Origin of the sequence: Actinomadura sp. WMMA1423, from assembly GCF_006547145.1 — a bacterium.
Classification (GTDB): Bacteria; Actinomycetota; Actinomycetes; order Streptosporangiales; family Streptosporangiaceae; genus Spirillospora.
Map to the genome: position 1 here is coordinate 1214112 of NZ_CP041244.1, position 15136 is coordinate 1229247.

The following is a 15136-nucleotide window of genomic DNA, read 5'->3' on the forward strand; positions in this document are numbered from 1 at the left end:
CCCCATCGTCGCAGGCGCTACGCGAACGCGTTCACCCCGGTCAGCTCCGCCGACAGCGCCCACAGCCGCCCGGCCTGCTCCGGGTCGGTCGCGTAGGACCGCACGCCGCTGGAGGGCGCGCCGCTCCGTCCGCGCGGCGCGGGCCGGTCGTCCGGGACCTGCTCGGCGATGTCGCAGTCCTCGCAGTACACGCCGCCCATCCCGGCCAGCCGCGGTGACGTGGCCGCCCACACCGCCGTCGCCGCGCCCTGCTCCGGCGTCTTGAACCCTTGTGCGATCTCGTTCCCGTCCTCGTCGATCCAGCCGTTCGCCACCTTCTCCTCCTTGGGGATGTGGCGCTGGAGGGGCGTCAGGATGCTCCCCGGGTGGAGCGAGAAGGCCCGCACCTCGTCCTTGGCGAGCGCGTCCAGGTGGACGGCGAACAGCACGTTGGCCGTCTTCGCCTGCCCGTACGCCTCCCACTTGTCGTAGCCCTGCTCGAACTGGACGTCGTCCCAGCGGATCGGCGAGAAGTGGTGCCCGCGCGACGACACCGAGACGACCCGCGCCCCCGGCCCGACGGCCGGCCACAGGCGGTTCACCAGCGCGAAGTGCCCGAGGTGGTTGGTGGCGAACTGCGCCTCCCAGCCCGGCCCCACCCGCGTCTCCGGGCACGCCATGACGGCCGCGTTGTCGATCACGATGTCGATGCCGCGCCCGGAGGCGAGGAAGCGCTCGGCGAACCCGCGCACGCTCTCCAGGTCCGCCAGGTCCAGCTCGTCGATCTCGACGCCGTCGATGCCGCCGACGGCGTCCTTCGCCGCCTCCGGCCGCCGGGCCGGGACCACCACCCGCGCTCCCGCGCCCGCCAGCGCCCGCGTCGTCTCCAGTCCGAGCCCGGAGTAGCCCCCCGTGACGACGGCGAGCCGGCCCGACAGGTCGATGCCCTCGAGGACCTCCCGGGCCGTGCTCCCGAAGCCGAATCCCGATCCGATCGTGTGCTGTGGAGTGGTCATGCCCCCGAAGCTAGAAGCTGGAGCGCGCTCCAGGTCAATTCGTTTTCGGGACGAGCGGGCAGTGCGTGCCCATGTAGATCGTCGGGACGCAGCGGTTGCAGTGGACGCACAGGGACGGCGTGGACGGGTCGGCCGCGATCCGGTTCACGAGGTCGGGCTCGCGGAGCAGGGCGCGGGCCATGGCGACGAACTCGAAGCCCTCCGCCATCGCGGTGTCCATGCTCGCCCGGTCGGTGATGCCTCCCAGCAGGATCAGCGGCAGGTCGAGCTCGGCGCGGAACCTGCGGGCATGCTCCAGCAGATAGGCGTCCTGGTAGGGGTAGCCGCGCAGGAACCGCTTGCCGAACATCCGCAGCCCGAGCCTCATGAGCGGCTTGTAGCTGGCCGCGAACTCCCGGACGGGCATCTCGCCGCGGAAGAGGTACATCGGGTTGAGCAAGGAGCTTCCGGCGGTCAGCTCCAGCGCGTCGACGGTGCCCTCCTCCTGGAGCCTGCGGGCGACGTAGAGGCTGTCGTCGATCTCCAGGCCGCCGCGCACGCCGTCGCGCATGTTGAGCTTGCCGGTGATCGCGATGCGGTCGCCGACCTCGTCCCGGACGGCGCGGGCGATGCCGAGCGCGACCTTGGCCCGGTTCTCGATCGGCCCGCCGAAGCCGTCCCCGCGCCGGTTGAGGCGGGGGCTGAGGAACGAGCTGGCCAGGTAGTTGTGCCCGAGATGGATCTCGACGGCGTCGAAGCCGGACTCGATCGCGAACCTCGCCGCTTCGGCGTGGGCCCGGGTGATGCGCTCGATGTCCTCGGCCGTGGCCACCTTGGTGAAGGCCATGCCGAGCGGGTTGAAGAACCGTCCGGCCGAGATCGCGGGCAGCCCGTTGGAGCTGGCGTCGGCGACCGGGCCGGCGTGCCCGATCTGCGCGGACACGGCGGCGCCCTCGGCGTGGACGGCCTCGGTGAGGCGCCGCAGCCCGGGGACGGCCTCCGGCCGCATCCAGATCTGCCCCCGGGACGTGCGCCCCTCGGGCGCGACCGCGCAGTAGGCCACGGTGGTCATGCCCACTCCCCCGGCGGCCGGCCGCCGGTGGTACTCGATCAGCTCGTCGGTCACGAGCGATTCGGGCGTCACCCCCTCGGACGTGGCCGCCTTGATCACGCGATTGCGCAACGTCACCGGTCCGAGCCGCACCGATTCGAAGACCTCCACGGGATTCAGAGCCTTTCGATGATGGTCACGTTGGCCTGGCCGCCGCCTTCGCACATGGTCTGGAGGCCGTAGCGGCCTCCGGTGCGGTCGAGCTCGTGCAGAAGCGTGGTCATCAGGCGGGCGCCGGTGGCGCCGAGGGGGTGGCCGAGGGCGATGGCGCCGCCGTTGGGGTTGGTCGTGGCCGGGTCGGCGCCGGTCTCCTTGAGCCAGGCGAGCACGACGGACGCGAACGCCTCGTTGATCTCGACGGCGTCGATGTCGCCGATCGTCATCCCGGTCTTCTTCAGCGCGTACGCGGTGGCGGGGATGGGCGCGGACAGCATCCGGACGGGGTCCTCGCCGCGCGCGGAAATGTGGTGGATGCGGGCGCGCGGGGTGAGGCCGTGGTCCTTGACGGCCTGCTCGGAGGCGATGAGGAGCGCGGCGGCGCCGTCGGAGATCTGCGAGGAGACCGCCGCGGTGAGGCGTCCGCCCTCCACGAGCGTCTTCAGGCCCGCCATCTTCTCCAGCGTGGTGTCGCGGCGGGGGCCCTCGTCGGCGGTCACGCCCTCCAGGGGGGCGGTCTCGCGCTCGAAGCGGCCCTCGTCGATGGCGCGGATGGCGCGCTGGTGCGACTCGTACGCGAAGGCCTCCATCTCCTCGCGGGAGATGTCCCAGTCGCGGGCGATCATCTCGGCGCCGTTGAACTGCGACACCTCCGCGTCGCCGTAGCGGCGCGTCCAGCCCGCCGAGCCCGCGAAGGGCCCCTCGGTGAAGCCGAGCGGCGCCGCGGCGGTCATCGCCGAGCCGATCGGGATCTGCGACATGTTCTGGACGCCGCCCGCGACGACCAGGTCCGACGTCCCGGACAGCACGGCCTGCGCGGCGAAGTGGACGGCCTGCTGGGACGAGCCGCACTGCCGGTCGACCGTCACGCCGGGGACCTCCTCGGGGAGGCCCGCGGCGAGCCAGCAGGTGCGGGCGATGTCGCCGGCCTGCGGGCCGAGGGTGTCGACGCAGCCGAAGACCACGTCCTCGACGGCGGCCGGGTCGATCCTCGTCCGGTCCACGAGCGCGGTCAGCACGTGGGCGCCGAGGTCGGCGGGGTGCACGCCGGCGAGCCCGCCGTTGCGGCGCCCGACCGGGGCGCGGACCGCGTCGACGATGTATGCCTCGGCCATGGGGGGTGTCTCCTTCGTACGGGGCTAGCTCGCCTGGATCCCTTCGAGGAACATGGCGAGGTACTGCTTGGCGATGTCGTCGGCGGACAGCCGCCCGCCGTGCTGGTACCAGTTGGCCGCGACCCAGACGGTGTCGCGGATGAAGCGGTAGATGAGGGTCCGGTCGAGGTCGGCGCGGAAGGCGCCCTCCTTGACGCCGCGGTCCAGCAGGGAGAGCCACATCTCCTCGAACCGGCGCTGGGAGTCCAGGAGGTAGTGGAACCGCTCGCTGGTCGCGAGGTGCTTGGACTCGTTCTGGTAGAGGACGACTGCGGGGCGGTGCCTGTCGATCGAGCGGAACGACTCGACGACGACGGCCTCCAGGGTGTCGCGCGCGCTGAGCCCGGCGTCCAGGACGCGGTCGTAGGCGGCCCACATGTCGTCCAGGAAGGTCGACAGGATCTCGTCGGCCATCGACTCCTTGGAGTCGAAGTGGTAATAGAGGCTGCCGCCGAGGATCCCGGCGGCGTCGGCCACCTTCCGGACGGTGGTGGCGGAGTACCCCTGGGAGGCGAACACCTCGGCGGCCGTGGCGAGCAGCTCAGCCCGCCGCCCCGCGCGGGCGGCGGCGGTGCCCTCGGCGTCGCGCCGTCGTGGACTCATGCGCTGTTCCTCATGTGCCGGTGCCCCTATGCGTGCTGGGAGGAGACGGAGACGACCTCCCCCGTCATGTACGACGAGTAGTCGCTGGCCAGGAAGACGATAACGTTGGCCACCTCCCACGGCTCGGCGTAGCGGCCGAACGCCTCCCGGCGGGTCAGCTCCTCCAGCAGCTCCTCGGACGTCACCTTGACCAGGTGGGGGTGCATGGCGAGGGACGGGGAGACGGCGTTGACCCTGACGCCGAACTCGGCGGCCTCCAGTGCGGAGCAGCGGGTGAGCGCCATGACTCCGGCCTTGGCGGCGGCGTAGTGCGACTGGCCCTTCTGCGCCCGCCAGCCGATCACCGACGCGTTGTTGACGATGACGCCGGAGCCCTGGTCCCGCATGAGGCGCAGGGCGGCGCGGGTGCAGCGCATCGTGCCGGTGAGGGTGATGTCGAGAACGCGTCCCCACTGCTCGTCGGCCATGTCGACGAGGTCGGCCGTCCCGCCGAGGCCCGCGTTGTTGACCGCGACGTCGACGCGCCCGAACCGCTCCACGGCCGCGGCGTAGAGGGCCTGGACCTGCTCCTCGGAGGTGACGTCGCAGGGCAGCGCGGCGACCCGGTCGGCGCCGAACTCCTTCTCCAGCTCCTGCGCCGTCGCGGCGAGCCGCCGCTCGTGCGCGTCGGAGACCAGGACGCGGGCGCCCTCCTCCAGGCAGCGGCGGGCCGTGGCGCCGCCGATCCCGGCTCCGGCCGCCGCGGTGATCACGACGGCGCGGCCGGCGAGCAGCCCGTGCCCGGGAACGTAGGGGGGCGGGGTCATCCGCGTGCCTTCCTGTCGGCGGCCGGTTCACGGGGCAGGCCGAGCACGCGCTCGGCGATGATGTTGCGCTGGATCTCGTTCGACCCGGCGTAGATCGTGTCGGAGCGGGAGAACAGGAACAGCCGCTGCCAGTCGTTCAGGTCGTAGGGCCCCGCCTGGGCGGTCCCGCCGCCGGGGCCCGTGCCCGGCGCCCCGTCGGCGACGAGCCCGGCGGCGCCGAGGACGTCCATGGCGAGCTCGCCGAGTTCGCGGTGCCAGGTGCCCCAGACGAGCTTGGAGATGGACGACTCGGGGCCGGGCGCGCCCGTCGCGACGCCCGCCATGGTGCGCACCGCGTTCAGCCGCATGATCTCCAGGCCCATGTAGGACCTGGTCAACCGGTCGCGCAGCAGCGGATCGTCGATGGCGCCGGTGCGCCGGGCGAGGTCGGCGACGCCCTCGAACTCGCGCCGGAACCCCACCTGCTGGCCGAGGGTCGCGACGCCGCGCTCGAACCCGAGCGTCGCCATCGCGATCCTCCAGCCGTCGCCGGGCGCGCCGACGATGTTGGCCGCGTCGGTCCGGGCGCCGTCGAAGAACACCTCGTTGAACTCGGAGGTGCCGGTGAGCTGGACGATCGGCCGGATGTCCACGCCGTCCTGGCGCATCGGGACGAGCAGGTACGACAGCCCCCTGTGCCGGGACGAGCCGGGCTCGGTGCGGCACACGGCGAAGCACCAGTCGGCTTCGAGGGCCAGCGAGGTCCACACCTTCTGGCCGTTGACCAGCCAGTGGTCGCCGGCCAGTTCGGCGCGGGTCTGCACGTTGGCGAGGTCGGAGCCCGCGTTCGGCTCGGAGTACCCCTGGCACCACAGCTCCCGCGCCGCCGCGATCGGCGGCAGGAAGCGGGCGCGCTGCTCGTCGGTGCCGAACGCGATGATCGTGGGTCCGAGGAGGTTCTCGCCGATGTGGTTGACCCGGGCGGGCCCATCAGCGAGCGCATACTCCTCGTGGAAGATCACCTGCTGCTCGACGGTGGCGCCGCGCCCGCCGTACTCGCGGGGCCAGCCGACGCACGTCCACCCGGCGGCGGCCATGTGCCGCTCCCAGGCCAGCCGCTCCTCGAAGGCCTCGTGCTCGCGGCCGGGCCCGCCGAGCCCGCGGGCGTGCGCGAACTCGCCCGAGAGGTTGGCCTGGAGCCAGTCGCGGACCTCGGCGCGGAAGGCCCGGTCCGCGGGCGACTCGTTCTGCTTCACGCCGCGAACTCTACCAAACAGTTGTTAGAAAGAATCACCCCCCAGCGCGGGTTCGGCTCCCCGTACGGCGGCCGGGCCCGGGACCGGGGAGGCGGCCGGGCCCTGCGCGGGAGCCGGTGCCGGGGCCCGCACCGGGTCCGGCGCGGGGCCCGGTGCGGGGGCGGGAAGGTCGCGGTGGAGCAGGTCGAACAGCCGGTCCCAGCGGGCCAGGACGGCGTCCGGGCCGAACCGCGGAACCGACGCGCGGGCCTCGCTCCCGAGCGCGCGGCGCAGTTCCGGGTCCTCGATGAGCCGGTCGAGGGCCGCGGCGAACGCGGCGATGTCGCCCGGCGGGGCCAGCAGGCCGTCCCGGCCGTCCTCGATCAGCACGCGCACGCCCGGCGCGCAGTCGAACGCGACCGTGGGCAGCCCGTACGCCATCGCCTCCAGCACCGACATCGGGAAGCCCTCGGCCCGCGAGGGCAGCGCGAACACCGACGCCTCGACGAGCGCCTCCTCGACGTCGGACACCGCGCCCCGGAACTCGACGGAGCCCGACAGCCCGGCGGCGTCCGCCCGTGCCCGCAGGTCCGCCTCGTCGGGGCCGGTGCCGTAGATGTGCAACCGCCACCCGGGATGCCGGCAGGCGACGCGCTCCCAGGCCTCCAGCATCAGGTCCACGCCCTTCTCGTAGGACAGGCGGCCGACGCAGGCGACGACGGGCAGGTCGAGCGTCGGACGCACGACGGGCGTGACGTGCAGCGGGTTCGGGATGTGGTCGACGTTGGTCATGCCCGCCCTGGCCCAGGCGTCGGCGTCCTCGGCGGTGAGCACCAGCATCCGGTCGGCGCGGGCGTAGTGCTCCTTGACCCGCGCGTACCGAGAGGAGGCGCGGGTCGCCTGGTACGACTCGTGGCTCATGGCCACCACGCGCAGCCCGGAGGTGTCGGCCAGCCGCACCCACTCCATGGCCCAGACCTGCGCGACGATGACGACCGCCCCCGGCCTCGCGGCGGCGAACAGCTCCGACAGCCGCGCCGCCCCCCGCCGCTGCACGGCCGTCCGCCACAGGTCACGGGCCAGCGCCACCGGATCGAGCCGCCGGAGCGCCTTCCGCGGACGCCACGCCATGGCGGGCGGGCGCCACTCCCCGTGCAGCACCTCGACGGCGTAGGAGCCGTCGCGGCCGTGGTGGTAGTACGGCTCCGGGCCCCGCGTGATCCCGACGAGGGCGACCCGGTCGCCGCGCCCGGCCAGCAGCCGCGCCATGTGGTGCGCCCAGCGCTGGAGGCCGCCCATCTCGTCGGCGTTGTTGCACACGATGAAGACGTCACGCGGCGCGGCCATGGCGTTCCCTCCTCTTTCGCGGTCCCCTCCCGCTCGGCGGCGCGGCCGGGAAGTAGCGGTCCGCCAGCGTCCTGGCGGCGGTGCCGCGGTCGTGCTCGCCGAAGCGCGCGGCGAACGCGCGGCGCCGCGCGGCGTGCCCGGCCTCGGCGGCGTCCAGGCCGGCGAGCGCGGCGACGAGCTCGTCCTCGGTGCGGGTGATCGGCCCGGGGGCGTGCCGCTCCAGGTCGAAGTAGCCGGTGGCGAGGTCCCGGCCGTCCGGCAGGTGCAGGACGATCGGCCGGTCGAGCAGCGCGAAGTCGAACATGATCGAGGAGTGGTCGGTGACGAGCGCGTCCGCGAGCAGCATCAGCGGAGTCACATCGGGCACCGCGCCGACGTCCCGCATGACCTCGCGGGCGCCGGGCGGCACGTTCGCCCGGCACAGGTAGTGCGGCCGGACGAGCAGGACGAACTCCTCCCCCAGCTCCCGCGCGAAGACCGCCGGGTCCACGGGCGGGTCCAGCAGCCGGACCGGACGGCCCCTCGGCCCGGTGGCGTAGGTGGGCGCGTACAGGACGGCGCGGCGCCCGTCGTCCAGGCCGAGCGCGTCGCGCAGCGCCGCGACCTCGGCGGCCAGCTCGGGATCCCCCTCCACCCCGTTGACCAGGGGGTCGTTGCGGGGGTAACCCGCCGGGAGCAGCTCGGAGCGGACGCCGAGCCCGTTGCAGAGCGTCTCGGCGTCGTGCCCGGAGCGCACCAGGAAGCAGTCGAACCGCTCCACCATCCGCCGCAGCCGCGCCTGGTCGGAGGCCGGGCCCGACTTCAGCCGCGGCTGGTCCAGCCCCATCAATTTGAACGCCGAGCCGTGCCAGGTCTGGACGTAGGTGGTCTCGGGGCGCTTGCGCAGCCCGTCCGGGAAGCCCTGGTCGTCGACCCATACCCGGGCCCGCGCGAGCGCCAGGTAGTACGCCCATGATCCGCGTTTGACGACCCGGGCGTCGTCCGGGAACCCCTTGGGGGACGACGAGTACGACCACACCGCCGTCACCGGCCGGCCGGCCCTGCGCAGCTCCCGGTAGAGGTACTTCGGGTTGCCGGCGTAGTGGCGGCCGAGCTGGCTCTCGAAGACCGCCAGCCCGGTCCGGACGGGCAGCCTGCTCAGCACCCCGTTGAAGACGATGATCTTGGTGTTCCGGCCGGTCAGCGTCCGGCGCGCCGACGTGGAGACCCTCCTCCAGCGGCGCCTGGCCAGCCGTCCCGGCCGGGACCCGGCGGCGCGGCGCGCGACCGCGCGGGAGAGCCTCGCCCACGGGCTCCCCGTCTCCAGGGCGAACGCCAGGTGCCCTCCCTCGGTGACGTACGAGCGGAGCCGGTCCCCCGCGAACCGCGTCAGCCGCGGCCGGACGGGCAGCGCGGCACCGCCGAGCCGCGGCGACCCCCGGCCCGCGCCGAGGCGGGTGACCACCTCCTCGCCGTCCACCCGGACGCGCAGCCGGACGTCCCAGACGGGGTCGACGAACCCGAACGGGCGGATCCGCCGGGCGGGGTCGAACTCGGCCCGCCAGGTGAGCCGGTCGCCCTCGTGCCGGACGGACGCGCGGACCCGCGCCCTCCTGGAGCGCCGGCGCCTGTCGGAGAACTCCAGCGTCCCGGTCAGCTCGGCCTCCTGCGGGACCCGACCCAGCGGGTTCAGCACGTACCCGGCCATGAGCACGCGGTCACCGCGGGCCTCCAGCCGCGTGACCGTGTTCGCCGGGCGCAGCTCTCTGAGGGGCCGCACGTGGAAGCCGAAGCCGGTGACGTCCAGGACGCGGCGGCCGAGCCGGCCCCGCGGGCGGCCGGCGCCCCAGTAGACGCGCCCGTCCCGCTCCACGAGGCGGGCGCGCAGCTCCGGGCGCTTGGCCGGGTCGTACTCGGCGGCGGCGAGCGCCCCCGCGTGGTCGCCCTCGCGGACGAGGTGCGCGGCGATCGCGGGCAGCGGGTTGGCCTGCTCGAGGACCCGCGGGTCCAGCTCGGCCAGGTAGGCGGCGGCCAGGTCCAGGAAGCGGGCCTGGTGGGCGTGGTCGTGTCCGCGCAGCTCCCGCAGGTAGAGCACGAGGTCGTGGTTGACGAACTTGACGTCCTTGGCCCGCTGCAGGTCGTAGGCGCCGCGCAGCGCGAAGAGCATGTCGATGCGGCGGTGGATCTCCAGCCGGTCGGCGAAGTTGGCCAGCTCGGCGCGCCGATTGGAGATCGACGGCGCCCGCGTCCGCTCCTTGACGAGCCAGTTGTAGACGCGGTGCGGGATCAGCGCCGTCCGTCCGGCCTCCAGGTAGGCCTCGGCGGTGAACAGCAGGTCCTCGTAGTGCAGCCGCTCGACGAACCGAAGCCCGTGCTCCTCCAGGAAGCCGCGCCGGTAGGCCTTGTTGGTCGAAAGGGTGTCGTAGAGGAGGTCGGGGTTCTCGCTCAGGGACTCGTGGACGGCGCTGTGCCGGTAGAGCCACGGATACCAGGGGCGGACGCGCCCCTTCGCCCCCCTCGGGACGTCGAGGAAGATCCGGTCGCAGAGCCCCGAGACCATGTCGGCGCCGGTGTCCTCGGCGGCGGCGAGCAGGTTGAGGCAGGCGTGCCGGTCCAGCAGGTCGTCGCTGTCGAGGAACATCAGGTACCGGCCGGCCGACGCCTCGATCCCGGTGTTGCGCGGGCGTCCGCAGCCGCCGGAGTTGACCGGCAGGTGGACCGCCCGCACCCGCCCCGGATGGGCCGCGGCGAGCCGGTCGGCGGCCTCGCCCGTGCCGTCGGTGCTCGCGTCGTCGACGATCAGCGTCTCGACGCCGCCCAGGGACTGCTCCAGCGTGGAGGCCACCGCCCTCGGGAGCCTCCGGGCGTCGTTGTAGGCGATCACCACGACGCTGACATCCGGGCGCGCCCCCATGGGCATCCCCCCTCCGCAGACTCCGGCGTGCTGGATTCCTTTCCAGGAACGCCGCAGTGAGGTCCAAGAGGGATCAAAGCCTGTCAACGCTTGCCATTACCCACCGTCTCCGGAGACAAAGGGCACAACACCCGGAACGCCAGAAGGCGCCCGGCGGGAGGCCGGGCGCCTTCGTGGGGCGGGCGCCCGGGAGGAAGGGCGCCTTCTGGGGTCGGTGTCAGGTCAGCGGGCGTAGTCGGGGTAGCCGTAGCCGACGACCTCGGACTTGTCGCGGACCTTTTGCTTCACCGCGTTCTCGGTGTTGCCCTCGATAGTGGTGATCTTGCCGTTGCCGTTGTCCTTGACGACGATGCCGACGTGGTCGATGTCGCCGATTCCGGCCTTCGAGCCGTCCTGCCAGTCGAAGAACACCACGGCGCCCGGCTTGGCCTTGTGGCCCCAGCGGTCGGTCTGCTTGAACCAGCTGGCGTGCTGGACGGTGTAGGCGTCCCAGCCCATGTTCTTGACGCCGGTCTGGGCGCCGAGCCAGGAGACGAACATGTTGCACCACTGGGCGCCGTTGTACTCCTTGACCGAGAATCCGCCGTCACGCTTGGCGGTGGCCTTGGCATGCGGAGTCGAGACATACCACTTGTGGTACTTGGTCTCGCCGCCCCTGCCCTCGCGCACGCCGACCTGCTTCTTCGCCAGCTTGATCACTTCGTCGGCCTTGACGGCGTGCGGCGGGACCTTGAATCCCTCGCGGCGCGCCTCGGCGGCGGCCGAGGCCTTCACGGTCTTGACGTTGGAGGACTTCTGCGAAGCGGTGCCCTGCTCGGCCACCGCCGCCGCATTGGCGGGGGTCTCGGCGACCGCGCGGCCGCCGCCGAGGGGGTTGAGGACGGAGAGCCCGACCGCGCCCGCGAGGACGGCCCCGGCGGCGATGCCGAGGGCCTTGTCCTCGGACGAGAAGCGGTTGAGCGAAAGTCGATCGAAACGACCGGTCATGCAGGGAATCTCCTTGTCTTCCATGGCGCCTACCGGGTTAGCTGACGGATTCGGGCATGGAAGAGCCCTACGGCGCGACTCTCGGGCGCGCCGATTCACCCCAGAAACGTGGGTCCCCGGCTCCGTTTCCGATCTCCTCGACCGGACGGACTCGGCCTGGCACCGCCTGGGCGGTGCCGGTATACGGATGTTCTCACTGACTGATCTTGATGAGGGGGCGCGCATCACATGGCGCGCATCGCGTGCGGATACCGCTCCGCGATCCTCGGCCGCGCATGGTGCGGCCGGTGGCAACGCATGGGACGCGTTGCGTGATTGGGATCGAACGTACCAACCATCCCAAGAAAAGCAAACCAGGCATAAAGTAAAGTCTTGCCTGCTCAAAGCCCTTCCAAGAGACTCCCAACACCGGCGGGGCGGCGCGTCTTCCCGATCTTTGCCGACACGCCGCCCGGCCCTTGCCCACCGGGCTTACAGGTCTTCCGAGAAAGGGTAAAGAAGATCGAAAAGGGCGCGGCCGGCGCTCTGTGCCGGGCCCCGGAGAGCCTCGGCCGACCCGCCGAGTGAGGCACACGTCACACACGGCGATCTTCGCTGGTCGGGCATGGCGTTCGTCACCGGGAGGCCCGGACGGTCACTCCACGTGGAGAGCGAAGAGCGTGGTGTCGTCCGCGGCCCGGTCGTGCTCCATCCGCCCCAGCACCTCGTCCAGCACCTGGGCGGGGCGCGCGGCGCAGTCCCGCAGGATGCGGGTCAGGCGGGCGATCCGCTCGTCCAGGTCCGCGTCCCTGCGCTCCACCAGGCCGTCGGTGTACAGGAAGAGCATGTCGCCCGGGTGGAGCCGGGTGGTGACCGTCGTGTACTCCCACCCGGGCATGGCGCCGAGCATCGGGTCGCGGACCACCTCCAGCGGTGCCGCCCGGCCGTCCCGCACGAGGATCGGCGGCGGGTGGCCCGCGCACGTCCACTCGAGGACGTGCCGGGCGGGGTCGTAGTGGGCGACGATGGCGGTGCCCGTCGCGGGCGGGTTCAGCGCGCCGATCAGCTCGTTCAGCCAGCCGACCAGCCGGCCCGCCCGCTCGCCGGTGCAGGCGAGCCCCAGCAGGCCGTTCCGGGTCCGCGCCATCGCCGCCGCCGCGGGCAGGCCGTGCCCGGCCGCGTCCCCGATGGCGAACATCGCCCGCCCGTCCTGCAGGGCCTTGGTCGCGAACCAGTCCCCGCCGATGCGGGCCGTGCTCTCCGCCGCCATGCTGCGTATCGACGTGCACAGGCCGGGGAGCTGCTCGATCTCGTCCTCGTCGGGCAGGATGGCCCGCCGCAGCGTCACCGCCACGCGCCGCTCCTGCGCCGTCCGCGCCTGCTGCCGCAGCATCTGCCGCCGGGTCTCCGCCAGCGCCCGCTCCACCCCGCGCCGCCGGGTGATGTCCTGGGAGACGATGTTGATCGACACGGGCAGCCCGGACTCGCCGAGCACGGGCTCGGCGAACACCCACAGGTGGCGGGGCGTCCCGTCGTGGCCGATCACGCGGTGCTCCGCCTCCACCGGCTCGCGCCGCGAGAACATCGTCTGGACGGCCTCCTCGACCAGCGGGAGGTCGTCGTCGGCCACGACCTTCGGCAGGTCGTGCGGCATCGGCGGCACCTCGTCGGGGGCGAGGCCGTAGTTGGCCAGCATCTGCGGGGTCCAGTCCGCCTCACCGGTGGCGAGGTCCCACTCCCCGAACCCGATCAGGGCGAGCCGCTCGACCCGCTCGAGCCGCCGCGCGATCCGGTCCTCGACCAGGTGGTACCGCCAGGTCACGCAGATGCCGGTCGGCACCCGGACGCACCGGACGCTCATCCGCGACGAGCGGGACAGGCCGCGCTGGGCCGTCGAGTACTGGATCGAGGGCCGTTCCAGCCGCGTCCCGGACTCCAGCACCTCCACGTAGTCGTCGAACAGGCCGCTGAGCACCGCCCCCGGGTCCGTCCGCAGCAGCCGCAGCCCGGTGAGCTCCTCCCGGCCCCGCCCGAACATGTCCTTGGCGACCCCGTTGAGCTCGGCGAACAGGAAGTCGGCCACGTTGCCGTCCGGCCCCCGAACCGGGACCAGGTGGGCCGCCGAGTCGAGCGCCCCGTCCAGCACCGCCTCCGCCGCCGGGTCATCGGGCACCCGCGCGAGGATCTCCGCGTCCCCGGCGGTGTCCTCGGCCGTGACCCGGCGCAGCACGTCCTCGGCCTCCGACAGCACCGCCTGGCGCTCCGCCGGGACCTCCTCGGTGCGCGGCGCCCGCCGCCCCGCGGCCACCGCCCCCACCGGCCCGCCGCCCCCGTCCTTGACCAGCAGGGACGCCGCCTCGGCCATGTCCATGTCGAGGTCGCGCGCGAGCCAGATCAGATGCTGCAGGGCCTCCCCCGGCGGGACGCCGAGCCGGCGGGCCAGCACGACCCGCGCCTCGGCCATCACCGCGCGGTCGTGCGCCGCGCGGTGCAGGTCCTCCAGGTCCGCAACGTGCGCCCCGGGCTGGACGCCCTCCGCTTCCGCCAACCTGTCCCCCGTTCGGCGTCACCTGCCTCTGGGAGAAAAAAGCTACATACGTCAGTGAGGGACTATTCGCCCATCTCTTCATAAAGAGGCCGTACCTTTGCCCGGGTTTTCCCTTCATGCCCGAACCCGACCTCTTCCGGTGACCTTCTCAGGACCGAACCGTTCCCCACCGTGTGACCGGCGTCACACCCCCGCGACCTGCCTGGTCAGCGCGGTGATCCGCGCTGCGGCAGCCCGGAACGAGGTGCCCGCCGGATGCAGGGTCAGCACCACCACGATCCGGTCCTCCACGACCCCGGTCGTGTGCAGGACGGGCCGCCCCAGCCCCAGGTCGGGCCCCCACGCCGCCGGCCGCACACCGCGGCACGGCTCCGCCGGCGTCTCCCCGAACCCCGACCACCCCTGCTTGACGGCCCACGGCCGCTTCACCGCCCGCGGAATCCCGAACGTCTGGTCGAACCCGTCCGTCCCGCACGGCGTCGACCTCCGCAACTGCTCGAGGACGAACTCCCGCTGCCCCTTCGGCGCCTCGTCCAGGAGATACCGGTACATCCGCACGACGTCCCGCGCGCTGAGCGCCGTGTACCCCCAGAACCCGGGCTTCTCCGCGGGCGGCGGCGCGGTGTCCTCCAACCCGACCTTGCGCACCATCCGCTCAATGACCCGCCTCTGCCCGCCCCGCCGCCAGAACTCCGTGGCCGCCCCGTCGTCGCTCGACCGCAGCATCGGCACGAGCAACCGCCGATCGGCCGCCGACACCTCGTGCCGGTCCATGTAGTCCAGCGCGATGAGGATCTTCACCACCGAGGCCGACCGGAACGTCCGCGCCGTGGCCCGCGCCGCCACCACCCGCCCGGAGCGCCGATCGAACACCTCGTACGAGGCCCGCACCCCCGCCGGCACCCGCACGACCGGCGCCCTGGACGGCGTCTCCGACACCCGCGGCTCAGAACTCCCCTGCGACGCTGGCGGCTCAGGACTAGCGCCCACCGGCCGAGCCCCTCCACCGCCCCCGCACCCGCAAACCAGCCCGAGGCCCACGACCCCGGCCAGCACCACCCGCAAACGCACCATCCGGCCTGCCTACCAGAGATCCGCGCCCCCGTATCTCGGTACGCACGACCCCGCAGACTGCGCTACAGTAATTCACGCCTGCTCCACCAGGCACCGGGACGTAGCGCAGTTTGGCAGCGCACTTGACTGGGGGTCAAGGGGTCGTGGGTTCAAATCCCGCCGTCCCGACAGAGTTTATGCAGGTCAGAGGGCTAAAGCAGAGTCGCTCCACGGCTCCCCCAACAGGGGTGGGGAGCCACAGGGGGAGCCAACGCCCGCAGGCTCGGGCCCAGAAAGCGGCTTTCGTCTCA

The 15136-nt window shown here is 72.8% G+C and carries 11 protein-coding genes, 1 tRNA gene and 1 riboswitch; of the genes, 1 reads left to right on the forward strand and 11 read right to left on the reverse strand.

Translation table 11 applies throughout. From position 1 onward, the window contains the following. Window positions 1-17: 17 nt before the first annotated feature. The 11 genes from FKD65_RS05970 to FKD65_RS06020 form a co-directional block, all read right to left on the reverse strand. Window positions 18-995 (reverse strand): SDR family NAD(P)-dependent oxidoreductase, encoded by a 978-nt coding sequence (locus tag FKD65_RS05970; protein ID WP_141576528.1) that lies wholly within the window; start codon window positions 993-995, stop codon window positions 18-20. 34 nt (window positions 996-1029) lie between these two features. Continuing rightward, window positions 1030-2196, reverse strand: a complete 1167-nt coding sequence (locus tag FKD65_RS05975) for an NADH:flavin oxidoreductase (protein ID WP_141576529.1) — start codon at window positions 2194-2196, stop codon at window positions 1030-1032. Window positions 2197-2201: 5 nt separating this feature from the next. Further along, window positions 2202-3356 carry an acetyl-CoA C-acetyltransferase gene (locus FKD65_RS05980; protein ID WP_141576530.1) on the reverse strand — a complete coding sequence of 385 codons (1155 nt, stop codon included), beginning with the start codon at window positions 3354-3356 and terminating at the stop codon, window positions 2202-2204. A gap of 24 nt (window positions 3357-3380) precedes the next feature. Then, complete coding sequence (locus FKD65_RS05985) at window positions 3381-3998, reverse strand: TetR/AcrR family transcriptional regulator (protein ID WP_141576531.1); 618 nt, start codon at window positions 3996-3998, stop codon at window positions 3381-3383. Between the two features lie 26 nt (window positions 3999-4024). Further along, entirely contained in the window at window positions 4025-4804 is a 780-nt protein-coding gene (locus tag FKD65_RS05990; protein ID WP_141576532.1) for an SDR family oxidoreductase, read from the reverse strand. Beyond that, window positions 4801-6039: an acyl-CoA dehydrogenase family protein gene (locus FKD65_RS05995; RefSeq protein ID WP_141576533.1), complete on the reverse strand. Its 1239-nt coding sequence runs from the start codon at window positions 6037-6039 to the stop codon at window positions 4801-4803. The genes FKD65_RS05990 and FKD65_RS05995 overlap by 4 nt, the downstream gene beginning before the upstream one ends. A 24-nt stretch (window positions 6040-6063) precedes the next feature. Continuing rightward, complete coding sequence (locus FKD65_RS46195; RefSeq protein WP_141576534.1) at window positions 6064-7365, reverse strand: glycosyltransferase; 1302 nt, start codon at window positions 7363-7365, stop codon at window positions 6064-6066. Beyond that, a complete protein-coding gene (locus tag FKD65_RS06005) occupies window positions 7349-10264 on the reverse strand; it encodes a CDP-glycerol glycerophosphotransferase family protein (RefSeq protein WP_205718559.1) in 2916 nt (971 codons plus the stop codon). The genes FKD65_RS46195 and FKD65_RS06005 overlap by 17 nt, the downstream gene beginning before the upstream one ends. A 216-nt stretch (window positions 10265-10480) precedes the next feature. Next, window positions 10481-11245 carry a CHAP domain-containing protein gene (locus FKD65_RS06010; RefSeq protein WP_141576535.1) on the reverse strand — a complete coding sequence of 255 codons (765 nt, stop codon included), beginning with the start codon at window positions 11243-11245 and terminating at the stop codon, window positions 10481-10483. An 11-nt stretch (window positions 11246-11256) separates the two neighbouring features. Further along, window positions 11257-11412, reverse strand: a riboswitch (cyclic di-AMP (ydaO/yuaA leader). Window positions 11413-11879: 467 nt separating this feature from the next. Then, on the reverse strand, window positions 11880-13772 hold the full coding sequence (locus tag FKD65_RS06015) for a PP2C family protein-serine/threonine phosphatase (protein WP_240809985.1): 1893 nt from the start codon (window positions 13770-13772) through the stop codon (window positions 11880-11882). Window positions 13773-13955: 183 nt separating this feature from the next. Next, window positions 13956-14711: a hypothetical protein gene (locus FKD65_RS06020; RefSeq protein WP_240809986.1), complete on the reverse strand. Its 756-nt coding sequence runs from the start codon at window positions 14709-14711 to the stop codon at window positions 13956-13958. Window positions 14712-14940: 229 nt separating this feature from the next. On the opposite strand from FKD65_RS06020, the gene FKD65_RS06025 reads away from it, so the two are divergent. Beyond that, window positions 14941-15014 (forward strand) — tRNA-Pro (locus FKD65_RS06025). Window positions 15015-15136: the final 122 nt, after the last annotated feature.